At 46.8% G+C, this 19,819-nt stretch carries 16 protein-coding genes; 8 read left to right on the top strand and 8 right to left on the bottom strand.

The window, feature by feature from the left end:
• Nucleotide 1 precedes the first annotated feature (1 nt).
• From AC0YNT_RS24265 to AC0YNT_RS24250, 4 genes are all read right to left on the bottom strand, one after another.
• On the bottom strand, nt 2–1,126 hold the full coding sequence (locus tag AC0YNT_RS24265; RefSeq protein WP_475806918.1) for an ABC transporter permease: 1,125 nt from the start codon (nt 1,124–1,126) through the stop codon (nt 2–4).
• A 14-nt stretch (nt 1,127–1,140) separates the two neighbouring features.
• The gene (locus AC0YNT_RS24260; protein WP_475806917.1) at nt 1,141–2,076 is read right to left on the bottom strand and encodes an ABC transporter ATP-binding protein; all 936 of its coding nucleotides are present in this window, start codon (nt 2,074–2,076) and stop codon (nt 1,141–1,143) included.
• A 122-nt stretch (nt 2,077–2,198) separates the two neighbouring features.
• Complete coding sequence (locus tag AC0YNT_RS24255) at nt 2,199–3,314, bottom strand: sensor histidine kinase (RefSeq protein WP_475806916.1); 1,116 nt, start codon at nt 3,312–3,314, stop codon at nt 2,199–2,201.
• Nucleotides 3,315–3,325: 11 nt separating this feature from the next.
• Nucleotides 3,326–4,060, bottom strand: a complete 735-nt coding sequence (locus AC0YNT_RS24250) for a response regulator (protein ID WP_475806915.1) — start codon at nt 4,058–4,060, stop codon at nt 3,326–3,328.
• A 262-nt stretch (nt 4,061–4,322) separates the two neighbouring features.
• Between AC0YNT_RS24250 and AC0YNT_RS24245 the strand changes: the two genes are divergently transcribed.
• Nucleotides 4,323–4,763 carry a GyrI-like domain-containing protein gene (locus AC0YNT_RS24245; protein WP_475806914.1) on the top strand — a complete coding sequence of 147 codons (441 nt, stop codon included), beginning with the start codon at nt 4,323–4,325 and terminating at the stop codon, nt 4,761–4,763.
• 463 nt (nt 4,764–5,226) lie between these two features.
• Here the strand turns inward: AC0YNT_RS24245 and AC0YNT_RS24240 are convergent, their stop codons facing one another.
• Nucleotides 5,227–5,799, bottom strand: a complete 573-nt coding sequence (locus AC0YNT_RS24240) for a hypothetical protein (RefSeq protein ID WP_475806913.1) — start codon at nt 5,797–5,799, stop codon at nt 5,227–5,229.
• A 194-nt stretch (nt 5,800–5,993) separates the two neighbouring features.
• On the opposite strand from AC0YNT_RS24240, the gene AC0YNT_RS24235 reads away from it, so the two are divergent.
• Nucleotides 5,994–6,464, top strand: coding sequence for a UPF0158 family protein (locus tag AC0YNT_RS24235; RefSeq protein ID WP_475806912.1), 471 nt, complete (start codon nt 5,994–5,996; stop codon nt 6,462–6,464).
• A gap of 113 nt (nt 6,465–6,577) precedes the next feature.
• On the opposite strand, the gene AC0YNT_RS24230 is transcribed toward AC0YNT_RS24235, so the two are convergent.
• The gene (locus tag AC0YNT_RS24230; RefSeq protein ID WP_475806911.1) at nt 6,578–7,468 is read right to left on the bottom strand and encodes a YihY/virulence factor BrkB family protein; all 891 of its coding nucleotides are present in this window, start codon (nt 7,466–7,468) and stop codon (nt 6,578–6,580) included.
• Nucleotides 7,469–7,672: 204 nt separating this feature from the next.
• Here AC0YNT_RS24230 and AC0YNT_RS24225 point away from each other — a divergent pair, with 204 nt between their 5' ends.
• Nucleotides 7,673–8,110 carry a DinB family protein gene (locus AC0YNT_RS24225; RefSeq protein ID WP_475806910.1) on the top strand — a complete coding sequence of 146 codons (438 nt, stop codon included), beginning with the start codon at nt 7,673–7,675 and terminating at the stop codon, nt 8,108–8,110.
• 36 nt (nt 8,111–8,146) lie between these two features.
• Here AC0YNT_RS24225 and AC0YNT_RS24220 read toward each other — a convergent pair whose 3' ends face one another.
• Complete coding sequence (locus AC0YNT_RS24220) at nt 8,147–8,533, bottom strand: hypothetical protein (protein ID WP_475806909.1); 387 nt, start codon at nt 8,531–8,533, stop codon at nt 8,147–8,149.
• A 174-nt stretch (nt 8,534–8,707) separates the two neighbouring features.
• Between AC0YNT_RS24220 and AC0YNT_RS24215 the strand changes: the two genes are divergently transcribed.
• On the top strand, nt 8,708–9,190 hold the full coding sequence (locus tag AC0YNT_RS24215) for a peptide ABC transporter substrate-binding protein (RefSeq protein ID WP_475806908.1): 483 nt from the start codon (nt 8,708–8,710) through the stop codon (nt 9,188–9,190).
• A gap of 225 nt (nt 9,191–9,415) precedes the next feature.
• On the opposite strand, the gene AC0YNT_RS24210 is transcribed toward AC0YNT_RS24215, so the two are convergent.
• Nucleotides 9,416–9,571, bottom strand: a complete 156-nt coding sequence (locus tag AC0YNT_RS24210; RefSeq protein WP_475806907.1) for a hypothetical protein — start codon at nt 9,569–9,571, stop codon at nt 9,416–9,418.
• 554 nt (nt 9,572–10,125) lie between these two features.
• Between AC0YNT_RS24210 and AC0YNT_RS24205 the strand changes: the two genes are divergently transcribed.
• The 4 genes from AC0YNT_RS24205 (at nt 10,126) to AC0YNT_RS24190 (ending at nt 19,664) form a co-directional block, all read left to right on the top strand.
• Nucleotides 10,126–11,049 (top strand): ABC transporter permease, encoded by a 924-nt coding sequence (locus AC0YNT_RS24205; RefSeq protein ID WP_475806906.1) that lies wholly within the window; start codon nt 10,126–10,128, stop codon nt 11,047–11,049.
• A gap of 17 nt (nt 11,050–11,066) precedes the next feature.
• Nucleotides 11,067–11,951, top strand: coding sequence for a carbohydrate ABC transporter permease (locus AC0YNT_RS24200; RefSeq protein ID WP_475806905.1), 885 nt, complete (start codon nt 11,067–11,069; stop codon nt 11,949–11,951).
• A gap of 56 nt (nt 11,952–12,007) precedes the next feature.
• Nucleotides 12,008–13,585 (top strand): extracellular solute-binding protein, encoded by a 1,578-nt coding sequence (locus AC0YNT_RS24195; protein ID WP_475806904.1) that lies wholly within the window; start codon nt 12,008–12,010, stop codon nt 13,583–13,585.
• Nucleotides 13,586–13,715: 130 nt separating this feature from the next.
• Nucleotides 13,716–19,664 carry an S-layer homology domain-containing protein gene (locus tag AC0YNT_RS24190; protein ID WP_475806903.1) on the top strand — a complete coding sequence of 1,983 codons (5,949 nt, stop codon included), beginning with the start codon at nt 13,716–13,718 and terminating at the stop codon, nt 19,662–19,664.
• The last annotated feature ends 155 nt before the right edge of the window (nt 19,665–19,819 follow it).

The following is a 19,819-nucleotide window of genomic DNA, read 5'->3' as shown; positions in this document are numbered from 1 at the left end:
GTCAGAATGCCTCCCGTTTGCGCATTGTAATGGCGACGAATACGAGGAACGCTGCCGCTATCGCGGTATTAAGCCCGATGACCGGGAATACAGCATACAAGTCGTCGTTATAGATCAAGTTCATCAACGCTTCATTCGCCCAGCGAAGAGGCGAGATTTTCGCGATTCCGCCGAAGACGCCGGATGCCTCGTCGACAGGGAAGTAGGCGCCGCCGATCATAGATGCCACTTGAACGAAAATCATCATGACGGCGTTGACGGCATCGCCTTTAAATAGGAAGGCGATGCCTAGGCCGAAGCTGACTGCCAGCAGAACTTCCGTGAACAGCAGGAGGAACACAAAGCCGAGGTGATGGCCCCAGTTGGCGTTGAACGCGTATTTGCTGAACAGGACGACCGCGAGAATGCACAGGAAGTTGATGATGGTGCTAGCGATCACCTTACCCGCGAAGATCTCCAGCTTCCCGATGGGGGCGGCGACCAGTCGGAGCGCCGTCTTCCGCTTTACTTCGCCGCGAATGAGCCAGCTAGCCGACATGCAGGCATAGAAGGCAATCATTGTTGATTCTGCGATCGCGTAATAATCGATGGAGTCCGGTTTACGGTCAGGATCGAGCGAGGACTCCTGGACGAACGAACTGGCAGATGTCGATCCCGCGATGATGGTCTGCGCCACTTCAGGATCGTTTCTTACTGCTGCCGCGGCCAAGCTGTACTTGTCGGCGAACGAAGTTAGCATGCCTTGGATGATATTGCTCGAGATTGTCTCACGGCTGCTTCCGTAGAAGTGAATGCCATTATCGTCGATCTCCGCGTACGCTGTAAATTGATTATCCTGAACGGCTTCCTTGCCATCGATGCCGTTCACAGCGGGCGTTAATTCGACGCCTTCTTTGCCGATCGCTTGAGCGAAGCCGTTCCAATAGCTTTGCAACTGCTGATTCTGTGCGGTATTTTTAACAAGCAGCTTCATATCTCCGATTTCAATACCGTTATGGAAGGCATTTGTTAGCGCTGTTCCTAGAATCAGAATAAGTACGATCGGAAAAGCAAGCATAAAGAGCAGGGTGCGCTTATCCCGCAAGCTCTTCTTGATTTCGAATAACGTAATGTTTAGCACGTTCACGTTCCTCGTCCTCCTTAGTCGCGCAGTTTCCGGCCTGTTAAGGTCAGGAACACCGTCTCCAGATTAGGGGCTTGCTCTTCGACCGAGCTGATCTCGACTTGATCGCGAATCAACTGTTGGATAACCCAATTGAGATTGTTGATCTCACCTCTTGACACAATCTTGACCATCTGTTCTTCTAACTGAACGGAATTGACGCCGGTGATTCCCTTCAGTGCATCCAGATCAAGACGCTCAGCGTTCTTCACGCCGATCCAAGTCTCCTTCGTATCGGTAATGATCGACTTGAGCTGCTCCTTCGTGCCCTCAGCGATGATCTTGCCGTGGTCGACGATTGCGATTCGGGTACAGATCTCTTCGACCTCTTCCATATAGTGGCTCGTATAGATGACCGAGCAGCCCATCTGATTCAGCTTCTTGACCGAGTTCAGAATGTAGTTGCGCGACTGAGGATCTATACCTACGGTTGGTTCATCCATGATGATTAACTTCGGGTGGTGGGCGATGGCGCAGGCGATGTTCAGGCGCCGTTTCATGCCGCCGGAGAAACTCTTCGGCAGAGCTTTGTGCTTGTCGCCGAGACCGACGAACTCCAGCGCCTCCTCCGTGCGGTCCTTCAGCAGCGAGCCGCGGAGACCGTACAGTCCGGCGAAGAAGCTCACATTCTCGTAGGCGGTCATCTCTTCGTAGATCGCGAGATCCTGCGGTACGATGCCGATGTTCATTTTGGCGAATTTGTTCTCCTTCACAATGTCTCTGCCGAGAACCTGGATATCCCCCTTCGTGATCCGCAGCAGCGAGGAAATCATGTTGATCGTCGTACTCTTGCCCGCGCCATTCGCTCCGAGGAAACCGAAGATCTCTCCTTCGCTAATGCTAAGATTCATGTTGTCGACGGCAATGAAGTCGCCGAATTTTTTGGTCAGGTTGCGGATTTCTAATACGTTCATCCGTATCACTCCGTTTTCGTTAATGTTTATAGCTTTATTCTAATAAAAAAGGATGACCTCATGTCAGTGCATAAGTTCATCCTTTGTATATGAGAAATTTCATGTTCGAAGCATGAGTTCTTTCATCCGCCCTTCTGAAGGGGCAGGAGAGTGGTCACGCGGAAGCCTTTGGCACCATCGACGATGACGGTGCCTCCCGCGGATGCGGCTCTCTCCTCCATGCCGACGATACCCAGCCCTTTGACGATTTTGTCCACACCTCTGCCGTTGTCGGCGACGACAGACTGGATCATGCGGTTCAGCACGCGAATCTCGAACTCGATGGCGGTCGCCCCTCCGTACTTCAGCGAATTGGTGACCGCCTCCTTCGCGTTCTCATGGATGATCTTCCACTGAAGAGGCGTGATCACATCCAGATCTCCCGCATGCGTGACGGTCGAGTTCACCGAGTGATTGGCGGACAACTCGTCCGCGAACAGCCGAAGCCGATGGATGCCAAGCTCCTCTGACCGGGGCTTCATATCTTTAAGAGTAAGGCGGATCTGCTCTAACCCTTCCCTGGAGATCGCGATCGCGTTGCCGAGAAGCTCGGAGGCTTTATCCGGATTCAAGTCGAGCAGTCGCCTTGACGCTTCCATCTGGATGAGCGCCCCGGCCATCGCGTGGCCGACTTCGTCGTGAATCTGCTGCGACAGCCGATTGCGCTCCTCCAGCTTGATTGTGTACTTGGATTGGCGAATATACTCCTCGTTCATGCTAAGAGATTGCTTCAAACGCTGTAGATCGAGGCGTAACGCCTCCTTCTCCTCGCCGATCTTCTCGAGTTTCTCCGTATAAACCCGCATGCCATAGTAGAGTAGAAAGCTTAAAGAGGTTGCGAGAAGATAGACTAGTATCTCATCGTCAGGAATGAGGAACAGCGGCACAAGTCCAAGCAGCAGGGCGAAGCGGTTCCTTCCTCCCGACAGTAACACAATCTCGTAGAGATTGACGGACAGCAGAAGGATAAAAATCGTATTTAGACGATAGGCGAACAGAGCGACCAGTACGGCCGAAGCGACCGATACCAGCAGCTGAAACCGTTTTTGCTTTCTCAGAATCGGAATGGATATGTTCACGCATAAATAGGACAAATAGGCTAGTATCTCCAAGGGAGACACTCCGCGCACGACCGAATAAGAGAGAAAGATAACATAGAAAAGCAATACAGCCTTGTTGCCAATGATCCAAAATTCCATGTTGCGACTCCCTAATCTTCTGAATGCTTGACTTCACCTGTCAAGTAATAGATCGCGATCTGCGTCCTATGTTCAAGTCCCGTCTTGTTCAGGATCGACGTGATATAATTAGCGGTCGTGCCTTCGGAGATGAACAACTTCTTCGAGATTTCCCTGTTAGAGAGCCCTTTAGCGATCTGCGCCATGATTTCGAGTTCCCGTTCTGTGAACAGGCTGCGGTCAATTCGATCCGATCCGGAGGATGGAGCGGGAGCGGGTTGAACCGGATCGAAAGCGGCGGCATGACCGTTATGCTGCTCGCGGCCGGTCTGAGGTTGCAATTGCGTGCCCGTCATCAGATTGGATTTGATCGTATTCAGGACGACGTCTTGGAGAACATGATGGTCGTTATATACGCTCTTTATGGCGTCCCGGATTCTCTCGGGGTCGTTGTTCTTGAGGAGGTACCCTCTGGCGCCCGACCGCACCGCCTCAAGAATGTATTCGTCGTCGTCGAACGTGGTAAGGATCAGCGGCTTAGCCTTCGTCTGCTCTGTCAGGAGACGGGTTGCCTCGACGCCGTTCATGTTCGGCATTCGCACGTCGAGAAGGGCGACGTCAACTTCGTGCGAGCGGCAATAATCTACCGCCTCCGCTCCATCGCTGACGGTGGCGACCACCTCGAACTCATCGAACGTGGTGAGGATTATCTTCATTCCTTCACGGATAAACGAATTATCATCCGCGATCAGCACTTTTATTTTCAATGGATAGGGCCTCCTCATGAAATTGCATGCGTATCGTATACATTAATACAAGAATATACCAATCGCGCTCATCCGACAATCCGAGTAAGCGTTAGAAGATCGAGCCCTAGCGATGGCTTATATTAATAGAATAGGAGCCATCGGAGCCTCGAAAACCGAACGCAATAATAACAATTTAATGTAATGTTAGAGGAAAGAGGAGCAGAATAAAGAAGAAGTATTCGTTAAAGCTACCAAATAAACGGGAGAAGGGGAGCTGAAAATGGAGACAGTCATTATAAATCAAAGTAAAACTTTTACACTGTTCGGCGTTTCTAAACTTCATGATCAAAAAAAAGCGTATAGTGAAACGATTTTCGAATTGCTGGACCAGGTTTGGAAGGAAGTAAAAAACAAAGAACTCTCTCATACAGGAATAAATCATGTAGTTTATGATATTGATCACATTATATTTGCTGGAATCGAGCTGATCTCTCCGCCTGTAGGAGATTCATTATTGGTAACGAGGGATGTTATTTTTCAAAAATATGCTTATTGTAAGCACATCGGACCATATAGTGAATTAGACAAAACGTATAGGAGCATACAATCGACTATAAAAGCTCTAGGAGAACACCATGAGGCTCCGATATTGGAGATATACGGACATTGGAATGAGGATGAATCAAAGCTTGAAACGGAGATTCTCTATAATCTCAAGTAAGTTATTCTACATTCAATTTTCAATACGTACTTATCGAAATTGCAGAGTCTGTGGAATAGCTTGTTATGGGACAGTATCCACCTCGAATTCCTGATGTTATTTCATTAAATAATATCACATTTTCTGAAATATAGATCAGTATTTTCCTTTAATATGAAAACGTGAACTTATCTGTAAATTCCAATTTGTGGTATATCTAAAAGAGGTGAATGGGAGTACAAACCAGCAACCGAACTAGTGAATTCGGATGGTTCAGTTACCATGACAGCGCAATGGATAAGCTTCACGTTCACTTCTTAATAAACAAGTCCTAATGGCAAAAAACTAAAATTAATTAGATATGGGGTATTATTGTCCTATCATTTTAGGGGGCTTGCTGATTTTACTCGACTTATCATTTTTATAATAGTTTTTAATAATTGGACAAAGAAATACCTTTAAAGTCTCGATTCAAGCTTTCACCTTAGCTCTCAGCATCTACAGAGATAGGAATCTTGATGAAATCTACTCCTACTGACCTCGCACCATTTTTCGGATCCGTATTGGAGCCTACAGCAACCACAAAATTGAAGTTTTCCGATGGTAAGATTGTTTTGTGATCAGAAACTAAATCAATTATTATCGTTCCAGTTCCTCCTCCTGAGGGTTTACCTAAATAATCTACACCAATTACAACCTGATTCCTCCATTTATTACCTAGGGTCATATCTCCTTCAGAAGCGTATGGCTGTAGAGATGTCTTTTGATTCTCAGGGTGACTGCTTAGAATATTGGAGATATACCATTTCTTTGGAATGTACACGGTTATTCCGCCGTAATCTTTTGGATCAATCTCATACGAAGCAACAATTCGCATCCGATCAGCCATTTGTTTCTCGCCCCACACAAAGATTGTTCCTGTTGCTGATGTGTTTTGATTTGCGGTATGGGACTTGACGCTGAATTCCTTAGTGACCACGATACCATCATTGACTATCGTGTAATCAGTAAGCTTCTCTTGAAAAAAGCTGCGCTGTACGAGTAAGACAGTCACCACAACTAATACAGCAGCAAAAGCAGCGAGAATGTATTTAGCATACTGCCTCAGATTATTCCCTCCTAATAAAAAAATTACATATTTACCAATTTCATTATATCAGGAATAATTTTAATGCTAATAATAGTCAATATGACAATACGTTTGCTGGAATAAAGAACTCTACTAATGAGTAGGAAAGGATGGTTTTATTAGTGAAGAAACCCGTGAAATTGGATGAATTAGTCGGCGAGATTGAAATGGATTTAGATGATACGTTTACTTATATAGATGTTACAACAGGTGAAGTGATTACATTAAGTGGAGAAGAAATTCGAGCTGCTGAAGATGAACGGCCGCTTGAAAATTTCCCCGAATGGCAAAGAGAGAACATTGAACGGGCAATTTGCATACTCGAGGATGAACAAGGGAAATATGCTGATTTCACGTTAAAAAACGACTATAACGAATATGAACTCATAGAAGAGTTCATAAGTACTCTTGAAGATGAAAAGATCAATGAAGCGCTAAATGCCGCAATTATTGGGAAAGGCGCATTTCGCAGATTTAAAGATAAAATAATAGATTTTGGCATTGATAAGAAATGGTATACCTACAAGGAGAACAAGATAAAGGAATTGGTGATTGAGTGGTGTATCGCACATGATATTGAGTTCCAAAATTGAAATATACCAAAAATGAAAGCTGCCGCCATGGCAGCTTCGTTACTTTAACGGGTAATTTCAATATGTGCGCTCCCGCTCTAGTCGCTATGTTGATCGTATTTGCTGTATCCTGACTACAGCTTAATCGAGTGTGATTTTTGCTTACCGCTGCTGTTCCGCAGCGCGTTATCAACAGAGGGCTTCGCTTGCTCACTTGCAAGTGTAGCATTGACCTCTCCGCCTAGAATGATAATATTGGAGCTGATGTACAGCCAGATCAGCAAGATGATAATGCCGCCGATGCTTCCGTACGTCTTGGAATAGTTGCCAAAGTTGTTAATATAGAATTGGAACAGCAATGAGGATACAATCCAGCCAAAGGTCGCAAACATAGCACCTGGAATGGCTGTTTTGAAACGAATTTTGTGGTTGGGGACAATCCAGTAGAGCAGCGAGAAAACAACAATCATGAACGAAATGGGAAAGACGTATTTCAATATGCCCCAGATGAGTCCGAAGCCTACCGGGGAATCGAACCAATCAAATAGAAATTCTTCGATCACCTCTCCAAAAATAAGCAAAACAATCGCCAGCAAAATGGCAAGGGCTAGCACAACCGTCGCAGCAAGCGAGATCGCTCTCACCTTCCAGAACGGGCGGTTTTCTTCGACATCATATGCTTTATTAACACCCTTAATGACCGCATTAACACCATTGGACGCTGACCAGAGCGTAGCGATCATACCGATCGATATCAGCGTACCTCTGCTGTTGTTCGTTACCTCCTGCAAAATATTTTCAATCGCTTCACCCGTTTGCTCCGGCAGCAGACGAATAAGCTCAGCGACGACACTGTCTCCAGACAACTGGACAAAACTCATTAAGCTCACCACAAAAATAAGAAACGGAAAAAATGACAAAATAAAATAATACGTAAGCTGCGCCCCTAGAGCAGGAACATCATCATCACGAAAACGGCAGTATAAATTTTTGGAAAATGGAAGAATCTTTGAAACTCGTTTCATTGCCATCACTCCTCTTATTAGTAGGTAAACAAGAGAAGCCTAACTTTAAACAGGAGTTATCATCTAAAACTTGGCTCGAAAATGCTCGAGTTTATTTATTCGGATATTGAAACTTAAGGCAATGACAACGTAAAATTACTAACAAATATGTTTAGTAATCGATGAGATGAAGAGGGGGAAACAGAAATGAAAACAATCAAGTGCATGATGGAGCACCTATACTGGGCGGACGGACGTATATTGGACGCGCTCGAGGAGAGTGGAACGAAGAACAAGGACCTTCTGAAGCTGGTTCGGCACGTCGCGGTCGCGGAACAAGTCTGGCTGTCCCGATTGCAAGGCAAGGGCAGTGCGCAATATTCGTTGTGGGAGGAAGCGGAAGACCTGATGGAGATCCGGACGATGTTCGAAGAAAACGCCAAGCAATATCGCGTTTATATCGAAGGACTGGAGGAATCCGAGTTGGACGAGATGATCGACTATGCAAACCAGAGCGGGGTTCCGTTCCAAACGTCCATCCGGGACATCCTGTTGCAGGTCCTCTTACATGGGCAATATCACCGGGGACAGATCAACCGGGCACTTCGGATCGAATCGGCAGAGCCAGTGCAAATCGATTACATCACGTTCGCGAGGCTCTAATAAAAAGCCTTCTTGGAGGTGGAGGAGTTGCACTCGTCACTCAATTACCGTGATCCGGCTCGGAAGATTGGCCAGATTCGTGCTCACGATCTCGACTCTATGGTCAACTCGGAGCGCCTCGAGCACCTCTGGCACGTTTATTTTGAAACGCTTTAACTTACCGTCATCCCGCAGCACGTTAATGATACTGCCTTCCTTGTTTATGATGCAGCCTTGAATCGTTCGCCGGGCTTTCGTCAGCAGGTCGATTAGCATCACGACGAGGAGCCCCAGGAATACTAGACTCACAAGGAAATACGTAAAGCCAATAAAAGCCGGTACCAGTTGATGGTCCGTATTGAATAACCGCACCGCTGAGAACGTTAGCTGCAGTGCGCAGATTATTATGAAGGTCACAATGGTTTTGTGCGGTTTCAGCTGCATTGCTGCTCACTCCTGTCCGTTACTTCTACTTCCAAATCCCTTACTCCACCGACTTCCGCATTAAAAATAAAAGATTGAGCCGCTGCCGTCATTACAGCGCGGAAAATCCTCATTAGGAATAAGCTTGAAACAAAAAAACAACCCATTTCGTCTGATAAAATTGGAGGGGTGGGAATGAGAATAGCAAAGTTTTTATTATGTTTGACTTTACTCTGTCTAATGTTAGTCACTGCGTGTACGAACACGAAACCAACAAAAGATATGGGGGAACTATACAGTTTAGCATTAGATGCGTACATGCCGATTGACGAAGGTCTAAATGGAGATATGAAATATATTGCAATTGACATGAGTACCTTTAAAGACCTTGACGATGCAGACAAGAAACAAATCTTAATGTATTTTAACAAATACAATGTTGAAGTAATAGAAGCGACATATGACCAATTAAAGTCCGAGGGGCTATATAATCCTCAGACGATGGTTCTTGACGGTGTTTTGCTGCGAGTCGAAAAGACAGAGATTAAAAACAAGAAGTTTGTTGTTGAAGGCTCTAAAAATAGAGCTGGTGATGGAGCGATAGGAACAAAAGTTATAGTTGAATACAAAAACGGTAAATGGCAAGTAACAAAAGCGGATGGTACTTGGGAAAGTTGAATTACAGAGATGACCCGTAACCAAAATAAATCCTATAATATCCCCGTGGAAGCGACGCTCGATCTCATCGGTGGGAAATGGAATACCCTTATTCTCCAACTGAAGAAATTGGGATTAAAGGTCGACCCTCATTTAATTTGTAGAAATAGACAAGAACTAAAACCGTCCAATGTTTTGGACGGTTTTAGTTCTTGTTAAGTCAATCTTTGGTCGATACGCCGAGGACTAAAACATCGGCAGGAGGTATTTTGCGATGAAATACAGCACCCCGAAAGTAATGATCACATAAGCAAAGTATTTGATAAATGTGGATGCCACACGGCTCGGGTCATGCCTTTTCTCAATATGGCGTTCTTCGTAATCATGCTGTTGAACGGACATTCGGATCACCGTCCTCAATTTTTTTTACCTCACTTAACTTCTACTCTTCTTGTACCCGGAGCGGCTTTAAATAAAACAGCAGCAGTCTAGGACTTTATTTTTAAGTCTTTGGCTGCTGCTGTTTCGTTATTAAGGTTAGTGATCCTTGTACTTCAAATCTTACGCGAGCCGCCCGCCCCATACATACAGCGAGTAAAATCCCGGCCCCACCCCAACAAACAAAGCCGCCTTTGAGGGCGGCTTTGTTGCTTTGATTATGGAATAGATATTGCCTTGCTAGGAGCAGGGGTATGCCCCTGAGTAGCGAGAGCGTCCGCCTTTGTCTGCGGGAAATATCCACTCTAGTGGAATTGTTCTAATTTCCTGCAGACAACCGCGGCCGAAGGGGCATACCACTCTCCCCTACATAGGGCATATCTCTTCTTTAATCACAACAAAACCAACCTCAGGACAGCTTTGTTTAATCCCAAACTATAAAGTATAAGATCCACTCATGGTTTTCAATTCCCCTCAAATCTACAATAAAACTATCACAAGAGAGAAGGGAAAACGCTATGAAAAATGGAGTCATTCGGGAATTGTTTAAAAATCGCACCTTGCTGCTTATGTTCCTCCCAGTAGCGGTACTCCTATTTCTATTCAACTACTTGCCGCTGGCCGGACTTGTAATCGCCTTCAAAGATTTCGATTTTACCAAGGGGATATTCGGCAGTAATTGGATGAATCCGCTATTTAATAACTTTGACTATTTGTTCTCTTCGGACACGGCGTTCCGGGCAGTGAGAAACACGATCCTGCTGAACGCGTTGTTCATCATCGTAGGCCTGATTTTCGAAGTTGGGTTCGCGTTGTTGCTCAACGAGATCAGGAACAAATATTTCAAACGGGTATCACAGTCCTTAACGTTCCTCCCGTTCTTTATTTCCTGGATTGTCGTTGGCGTATTCGCCTACAACCTGCTCGACTTCGAGAGTGGCGCGGTCAACCACTTCCTTACAACCATCGGCCTCCAGCCGATCGACTTCTATAGTGAAGCGGGACTCTGGCCGATCATTCTTACCATCGCAGTCAGATGGAAGGTGACAGGATATGGCACCATCATTTATCTGGCGGCGCTGACGTCCATCGATAACTCCTATTATGAAGCAGCTTCGATTGATGGAGCGACAAGATGGCAGCAAATCCGCTATATCAGTATTCCGATGCTGAGACCAACGATCATTATACTAACCCTGCTTGCTGTGGGAAGAATTATGAATGCGGATTTCGGCATGTTTTACGCGATGGTTGGCGATGCTTCGCTGCTCTTCCCAACAACAGATGTAATCGACACCTTTGTCTACCGCAGCTTGCGTAAATCCGGCGACATCGGAATGGCTTCCGCGGCAGGCTTCCTGCAGTCGATGATTGCCTTCGTTCTGGTTATTGTCAGCAACTACGCAGCTCGCAAAATCGATAAAGATTCGGCTATCTTCTAGAACGGAGGAAACATAATATGCCCGTCAATAAATTCTCAATCTCGCAGTCTCTCATCGTTCTCTTCATTTCCTTGTTCAGCTTGTCCTGTTTATTCCCATTCATCATGGTTATATCAGGCTCGCTAAGCACAGAAAAGGACATTATGGATTACGGCTATACGCTATGGCCGCATCATATAACGTTTGACTCTTATCGGATTCTGTTTCTTGGCTCCAACCGGATCATTGATGCATACGGCATCAGTATTCTTGTAACGACAGCAGGGACTGTCCTGTCTGTGCTCGTCACCAGCATGGGGGCGTATGTAATGGCAAGACGCTCCTTCAAGTACCGTAATATTTTATCGGTCTACGTTATTATTACGATGCTGTTCAACGGCGGTCTGGTGCCATGGTATATCATCTGCGTTCATTATCTCGATCTGAAAGACTCGCTATGGGCACTGATTTTACCGATGCTCGCTAATGCGTTCAATATGTTCCTCATCCGCAACTTCATGCATTCGATTCCCGAGGAAATTAATGAGTCGGCGAAAATGGACGGAGCAGGAGATTTCAAAATCTTTTACCGCCTTGTTATGCCGCTCTCGCTTCCCGTACTCGCAACCGTTGGATTGTTCGTCGCATTAAGCTACTGGAATGATTGGTTCCTTGGCCTGATGTTCGTTGACAAGCAAGAGCTTCAGCCGCTGCAGCTCTTACTGCGAACGCTCGTCTCCAACGTCGATTTCCTGAAGAGTTCAAGCAACGCTTCTGCGATGCAGCGCATATCGGCGCAAATTCCGTCAGAATCGATCAAGATGGCGCTTACGGTCGTCACGATTGGCCCAATTGTTTTCCTGTATCCATTCTTGCAGCGTTATTTCGTCAAGGGTCTTATGGTAGGTGCAGTAAAGGGATGACTATATCGGCTAACGCCGTGTAGTATATAAATGACAAGCATAAGGGAGAGGTCAGGATGAAAAAGAAGATCCGCATTATGTCGTTAGCCCTCGCAGCTACGATGTCACTAAGCATTATGCTCTCGGCATGCAGCTCCAATAACGGCAATGGCAACACGCCAAGCAACAGCGGTGGCAGCAACGCTCCTAAGGAAAGCTCACAGACAGAAGGAACAGAGCCGTCTAAAGAGCCGGAAAAAGAAGTTACGCTGAAGTTCTACTTCGGTGGTGACAAGAAAGCGGCTACGGACGAAGTATGGTCCAAAGTCAGCGATTATGTAAAAGAAAAAGGACTCAATATTAAATTCGATATTAACTTTATTCCGTTTGGCGATTTCAAAGATAAAATGCTCGTAATGGCTGCATCCGGCGATAAGTGGGATATGAACTTTGACGGTGACTGGCTGTCGTATAAACAGATGGCTGCCAAAGGCTCGTATATGACGTTAAACGATCTGCTGCCAGAATATGCACCTAACCTGTATAAGAAATATGAGGAGCAAGGTACACTTGGCGCTGCAACGGTAAATGGTAACATTGTTGGCCTGCCGTGGACAATGAAGATGAATGAGCGTAAATTCATCGCTTGGCGCTCTGACCTGACTGAGAAAGCAGGGCTGGACATTCCAGAAGGCTCTGTAAAAACGATTGAAGATATGGACAAATTGCTTCGTCAGATGAAAGAAGCCTACCCGAACGAAAGAATTTCCCGTACGACACCGCTGTCGATCTACATGATTCGTGATGAGTGGGTCGACCTGAACTTCCATGGTCTTGGCTTCTACCTGAGCGATCCAGCTGTAAAAGTACAGCCGGTTGAGCAGCAGCCGTTCTACCTGGAAGCTTCTAAGCTTGCGAAAGTATGGTATGACGATAACCTCATCAACCGTGATGCGATGATCGACAAGACCGATGAAGCAGCTGAGTGGAGAAACGGCAAGAAGCTGGTTACAGTTACTTCCCATGAATGGGTAGAAGCAAACCCTGGCTTCGCTGACCCAACGTATAAGCTGGTCGCTTCTGAGTTCTACCCTGACAAACGTTTCATTAACCGTACCGCACTTGCTAACGTTGTTGCCATTAACCGCAACTCGAAAAATGCGGACCGCGTCCTTCGTTTCCTTGACATGATGGAAACAGACAAAACCTTGTATGACCTTGTACAATACGGTATTGAAGGCAAAACGTATGTCCTGAACGGTGATACAGCGGAATATCCGGATGGCATGGAAACAACAACAAGTAACTACATGGAGTGGGGCGGCCAATGGGCGTTCTGGAAGCCGCAATTCATGCGTCCAACGATGACTTACGGAGCAGACTTCTGGGTGAATGAAGCGAAGTTCGCAAGTGAGCCTAACAATGTCAACTCGCCAATCGACGGTCTCTTCCTTGCTGAAGATACAATGAAGAACGAAGTGGCCAAACGTGATGCAGCAAGTGACGAGCTCAGCAGACCAATTGAGTTTGGCGTTGTGAAAGATGTAGAGAAATCGGTTAATGATTACATCGCAGCACAAAAGAAAAATGGTCTCGATACCATTATCACAGAGACTCAAAAACAAATTGATGCTTTCCTAGCTAACAAGAAGTAATAACAACTAACATACCGCACAGACACTCGAAGAGAAGCCGGCCTGATGACACCTATAGGGGGCTTCTCTTTTTTTATGACTATGTAAGCGGATACAGACCAAATACATCTGCAAAAATGGAGGTTTGATTGTGATAACGAACCAAAATTGGACAAAAGTACGTGCTCAAATGGCGAGACTACTCGTTATGCTGATGATTTTCTCTTCTGTTGGTTTCATTGGTTTGCCTAGTGTTCATGCGGCGGATGAAGCTGCTGATGATGTGAGCATTACCCTTGGGGCAACACCGGTTGAGAATGGTCTATCCGGTAGAGCGGGGGATAATGGAGATGGACTTCTGACGGGTACGGAAGCGGATATCCCTTATTGGCAGACTAACAAGGCGGAAGGTACCACTTACTTCTATATGAACGTCAGCGACGATTATTTATTCGACAGCTCTGATTTTAACGTTGATGTGACCCTTCGCTACTATGATGAGGGAAGCGGGAGCTTCCTGCTCCAATATGATGCGCAGTCGGCTGCCTTTAAGGACAGCGCCAAGTTTACTTATGGCGATACGAAGAGCTGGAAGGACTATACCTTTAATCTGACGGATGCGAAGTTCGCAAACCGTACGAACGATACCGACTTCAGGATTGCGATTGAAGGTGGAGGTATTAACGGTGAGCTTAATCCTGATTTGAAGCTGGCGAGTGTTACCGTCAAGAAGACAGCGAAGCAGCCAACAGTTCCTGAAGAACCGGAAACATCGGATCCAGGAATCATTTTGGGCGAGACACCGGTATCTAATGGCATTACGGCAGTACCAGGCGATGGAGCAGCAGAGCATTTGCTGACGGGCGAAATCGCGGGGAAAACGTATTGGCAAACGAATCAAACGATTAGCCCAACGGTTCATGGCGATAATATTCTCTATTTTTACTTCAATGTAGATGACGCTTACTTGTATGACAACTCGGACCAGGATGTTTTTGTAACGGTCGAATATTATGACAGCGGCAGCGGCAGCATGAAGCTGCAGTACGATTCGCAGTCGGCATCGTTCAAGGATGCGCCAGAGTTTACTTATACGAATACGAATACGTGGAGAAAACATACCTTTAAGCTTGGCGACGCCAAGTTTGCTAACCGTACGAATAACGGAGATTTCCGGCTTCATGTATCCGGGCCGGGAGCACTTGGAAGCAATCCCGATCTGCATATTGCATCGGTTACGGTGAAGAAATCGCCGCAGCTGAACTCTGATACAGCGACCAAAGTCTACGACACGGTCTATCCAACGGATGACGTTGTAATTGCCGATATGAGCGTGAAGGATTTTGGCGCAGTTGGCGACGGTACAGCGGATGACACGAAAGCCTTCGAGGATGCGCTGGCGGCAGCCGGCAATAAGGGCGGCGGAGTTGTTTTTGCACCTGCTGGCACCTATAAACTGACCAAACATCTAATCGTACCAACTGGCGTTACACTGCGTGGTGACTGGAACAGTCCTGAGGTTTCAGGAGGCGAGGTCGAAGGAACCATCCTTGCTGTATATGCCGACAAGGGTGTTGAGAATGGCCCAAGCTTCCTGCAGCTGGCACCGGTGAGCGGCGTGACGAACTTGTCCGTCTGGTATCCGGAGCAGTCGGCCAGTTCGCCGGTTGCTTACCCGTGGACGTTCGAGCAGCTGTCGGGTGACAGCATGACGATCAAGAATGTGACGCTCGTCAATTCCTATAACGGGATCAAGATTGGTCCATCCTGGAATGAGCTTCACTATGTCCGTAATTTGTATGGCACAGCACTTAAAACGGGAATTTTCCTCGACTACACGACGGATATCGGAAGATTGGAGCATGTAAGGCTGTCTTCTTCGTATTGGGCTGACTCGAGTCTTGCAGGTTCACCTCAAGAAGCAGATTTGAAGTCGTATATGACGACCAATTCGGAAGGCATTGTGATGGGCCGGTCGGACTGGGAGTACATGTCGGACATTCATATTGCCGATTTCAAAACAGGTATGCGGATTACAACAAGAACGGGCAGCCTGGAGACGGCAAATGCCCAGCTCTATAAAATTAATATTGAAGATTGTAATGTGGCTTTGAAAATAGAAGGCGTTAACGATTTTGGCCTTCTTGTCTCGGACAGCAGCTTTAAGGCGAGTGTGGGTACAGAGCCAAAAGCTGTCTATGCAACAGAGGGCTTCCATTCGATTGCCCAGTTCAATACGGTGACGTTTGGCGGTAATCCGCATCATGCTGTTGTAAATGAAGGCAGTGGAGTATTGTCCTTCGAGAACAGTACGTTTGAGAATTGGGATGATCAAAGCGGCGGTTATGCTATTGAAGCAAAGGGAGGCTCATTCCTATTAGGTCAGTCGAGTTTCGCTAAGGCTTCGAAGCATGTGAAGCTGGAAGGCAGCGTTAATACCGTTAACGCGATCAATTCCGGTCATAACGGCAGTCTGGCTGTCCTTGATGAGAGCGAAGCAGCGGAGGTTAGTGTCCGCCAAGGAGCGCAGTATACACTTGAACAGCTTCCTGAAGTGGGAGCATTAGATCTGGAAAACAGACCTAAACCAGCAACCAACAGTCTGTTTGATATTACAGCAGCACCTTATGAGGCTGACAGCACAGGTGAGACAGATGTATCGGCCATTATCCAGCAGGCGCTTGATGATGCTGATGCAGCAGGAGGCGGCACCGTTTATTTGCCGGCTGGTATCTATCGCGCTAATGATCCGCTGACCGTTCCAAGCGGCGTTGAGCTGCGTGGTTCATGGGATGTTCCGCATCATACGATTGGCGGAGGTACTGTTTTATTCACGAATCATGGCGAAAACGATCCAGATGGTGTACCATTCCTGTCACTTGAGCAGGATGCCGGCTTAAGAGGCTTGTCGGTCTATTACGATCAGCAAAGCTGGACCAATGTGAAGCCGTATGCCTGGACGGTACAGGGTCAAGGAACAGGTGTATATCTGATCGATACAACGCTTATTAACCCGTATAAAGGCGTAGACTTTGGTTCCCATAATACAAGCGGTCACTATATCGATTACGTAGCTGGATCACCGCTGATGGAAGGTATTTTCCTTGGCGGCGGAGCTGAAGGCGGATTAATGCGTAACGTACAGTTCAATCCGCATTATTACGGACGTAACAATTTCCCTAACCATCCGTCTAACGACCAGGATTTTGATGCGGTATGGAGCTACCAGAAGGAAAATCTGGACGCATTCCGTATTGGCGATGTTAAAGGCGAAACGATCTTTAATACATTTGTGTATGGCTCGAAATATGGTATTCATTTTGAGGAGCAGAATGGTAAAGGGCCGGAAGCTGTCGTCATCGGTCACGGTACGGATGGCAGCAAGAAGGGCGCGGTGCTGGACAGCGCAGGAGAAGCAGGTCTTAAACTGATTAACACCGAGCTGGTCTCGATGAGCTCCTCCGATAAAGTGTACGTTGTTGTTGGGGAAGATTTTGACTCCAAGGCTATCTTCTTTAACTCTTCGATGTGGGGAGATACGACCCGTTCCTTTGATATTTTCGGAGGAGAAGTTCGTATCCAGCAAAGCAACTTTACGAGAGTAGGACAACGCGGTATCAATGCTATTGGCGGCGATATTACGCTCTATGATTCCTACTTCCAGCAGCCAAATACGAATCATGTGTATGCTGGGCCAGACATTGAGAAGCTGGTTATCGCTAACAACCTGTTCAAAGGTGGACTGCAGCTGGTCAATGAAGCGGGCACAAAAGTAACAGGAACGAATTTGGTTCCGGTATCGCTGGATCTGGTGAAAGGTGAGTTTGATGAAAGTCATCCGGCAAATGCGAATTTTGCGCTGAAGTTGACCAATATGACAGAATCGGCTCCACTTGCTGGCAAGATTGAAGTCATTTCACCGGACAGCTACAAAGATCTGTTCGTACCGGTCCGCTTCAACAATATCGCACTTGGTGAGAGTGTAACGATCAAGCTCCCTTATCTGTCGGGCGATACGCTGAAGTATAAAGTGACGCTGGATAACGGGTATTCCTATGTGACCCAGGTGAAAACGGCACAGTCTTTCGCGACCCGTCTCGATGACGAGAGCGAGGTACAGCCTGTCATTGATATTTCAAGTGCAGTTAATTACTCGAGCCTTGGCGGCAATTGGGGCGGCAAGGATGACCTGAGTGCACAATCAACCGTTCGGTGGGATGATGAGAATTTGTACGTGACGGTCCGTGCAACGGATAATACGCATTATCAAACGTGGACAAACGGCGATATTTGGCAGGGCGACAGCTTGCAGCTTGGTATCGATTTATCGAGAAAAGATGGTTCTACCAGCCAAAATGTCAACGAGCTTGGTTTTGCGCTGACGAATAGCGGTACGGTATCGAAATGGAGATGGCGTGCGCCTGCTGGCGTAGCAGCTGGAGCTTTTAACGCAGCGGATGCTGTTATTACAAGAGATGAAGCGACGCATGCGACACTCTATGAGATTACTCTTCCAATCTCTGCGCTTCATGGTGCGGGATATACCTTCTCGCCGGAGGATCAGCTTGGTCTGACGATCCTGCTTAATGAACATGATGGCGCAGGCCGTGCTGGTTTTATCGAATATAACCAAGGAATTGGAACAAGTAAGGATGCTACGCAGTTTGGTGATCTGTACCTGCTTAGCTCTGATTATGGAAGCCTGCTCGCGCAATCGGCTGAAGCAGCGGTTGCTGCGGCTGAACAAGCGAAAGATGTTACAAGCATTGATGCAGCAGCGAACTTTGTCAGCCTGCTTCCGCAAGGAACAGTGAAGGCTGGACTAGCAGCGAGACTGACTGCAATTGGCGGATCGACGAATCCGGGTCCTGGTACAGGATCTGGCTCAGGCTCTGGGCAAGTTGATCAGCCGAAAGTAACAGTTAAGGCAGATGGAACGGTACAAGTGGAAGGTACTGCTGTTGTAGATGCAAGCTCGAAGAATGCGAAGCTTTCCTTGACGGCAACATTGCTTGATCAAGCGTTCTCCAAAGCAGCAGATCAAGCCGGCAAGAAAAAGATTACGGTTGTACTGCCTGCTGCTAGTGGAGCAAACGGTTATTCTTTGGAGCTTCCGTCGGGTTATTTGACACAGCAATCCTCGAATCGGCAGATTGAGCTCATTACACCGTCTGGAACGATTCTATTGTCCAGTGATATGCTGACGCCTGATGCGAGTAAGCTTGGTCAAACCGTAATCATCAGTATTGGAAATGCAGACAGAAGTGGTTGGAGCGAAGAGCTGTTGAAGAAGATTGGAGATCGTCCAGTTGTTGATCTGACTGTTCAATCTTCAGGTCATACTGTTGACTGGCATAATAGCCAATCTCCGGTCACGGTAGCACTTCCTTATGCCCCTTCGGTGACTGAGAAAGTGGATACAAATAAGCTGACCATCTGGTATATTGACGGAAGTGGAAAATCGTTCCCTGTGCCAAGCGCACGTTATGATGCAACTGGCGGACAGATCGTATTTACTACAAAACATTTTAGCCAGTATGCAGTTGCATATGTGCAAAAATCGTTTGCAGATTTAAACGGTTACGGATGGGCGAAAGAAGCGATTGAGGTGCTTGCGTCAAAAGGTGTTATTAAAGGTGTATCGGAAACGGCATTTAAGCCGGGTGCATCTATCAAACGGGCGGACTTCGTGAAGCTGCTCATAGATACACTTGGACTCACCTCGGATGCTCCAGGCAGCTTTGCAGATGTGCAGGCAAGTCGTTATTATGCTGAGGCTGTAGGCATTGCGAAGTCGCTTGGTATCACAAATGGTGCCGGTGGTAACCGGTTTGATCCGGAAGCACCAATCACGAGGGAAGAAGCGGCAACGTTTATCGAACGTGCTCTTGCAGCTGTGAAAGCCGGTCTACCGGTTGGCACAGAGGATGTGCTTGCGGATTATACAGATGCAGATCAAATATCGGCTTATGCGAAGGGAAGTATAAGCTCTCTTGTGAAGGCCGGTCTCTTGCAAGGCCATGATGGAATGCTGGAGCCAAAAGGCCAATTGAAACGAGCAGAAGCAGCTGTTCTATTCTACCGAATTTATAATCGTTAATAAGTGTGAAAGGAGCCAGATTCCATGCAGGAATCTGGCTCCTTTTTGGCGTATTATTAGCGTACTACACAAGCCTTTGGACAAATGAGAAAAACTCCTATCTGTACTTCGAAGATGAGCGACCGCGTTTAAGCGGAAGTTTTTATCGCCAATCG

The organism is Paenibacillus sp. J22R56 (assembly GCF_056269375.1).
The sequence above is the reverse complement of the archived record's forward strand: the minus strand, read 5'-3'. Positions and strand labels throughout refer to the sequence as shown.

Bases quoted from the DNA above. Each gene is read 5' to 3' on its own strand.
- AC0YNT_RS24260 (WP_475806917.1), bottom strand. From the start codon at position 2,076: ATGAACGTATTAGAAATCCGCAACCTGACCAAAAAATTCGGCGACTTC.
- AC0YNT_RS24255 (WP_475806916.1), bottom strand. From the start codon at position 3,314: ATGGAATTTTGGATCATTGGCAACAAGGCTGTATTGCTTTTCTATGTT.
- AC0YNT_RS24245 (WP_475806914.1), top strand. From the start codon at position 4,323: ATGGAGACAGTCATTATAAATCAAAGTAAAACTTTTACACTGTTCGGC.
- AC0YNT_RS24230 (WP_475806911.1), bottom strand. From the start codon at position 7,468: ATGAAACGAGTTTCAAAGATTCTTCCATTTTCCAAAAATTTATACTGC.
- AC0YNT_RS24225 (WP_475806910.1), top strand. From the start codon at position 7,673: ATGATGGAGCACCTATACTGGGCGGACGGACGTATATTGGACGCGCTC.
- AC0YNT_RS24220 (WP_475806909.1), bottom strand. From the start codon at position 8,533: ATGCAGCTGAAACCGCACAAAACCATTGTGACCTTCATAATAATCTGC.
- AC0YNT_RS24215 (WP_475806908.1), top strand. From the start codon at position 8,708: ATGAGAATAGCAAAGTTTTTATTATGTTTGACTTTACTCTGTCTAATG.
- AC0YNT_RS24210 (WP_475806907.1), bottom strand. From the start codon at position 9,571: ATGTCCGTTCAACAGCATGATTACGAAGAACGCCATATTGAGAAAAGG.
- AC0YNT_RS24205 (WP_475806906.1), top strand. From the start codon at position 10,126: ATGAAAAATGGAGTCATTCGGGAATTGTTTAAAAATCGCACCTTGCTG.
- AC0YNT_RS24200 (WP_475806905.1), top strand. From the start codon at position 11,067: ATGCCCGTCAATAAATTCTCAATCTCGCAGTCTCTCATCGTTCTCTTC.
- AC0YNT_RS24195 (WP_475806904.1), top strand. From the start codon at position 12,008: ATGAAAAAGAAGATCCGCATTATGTCGTTAGCCCTCGCAGCTACGATG.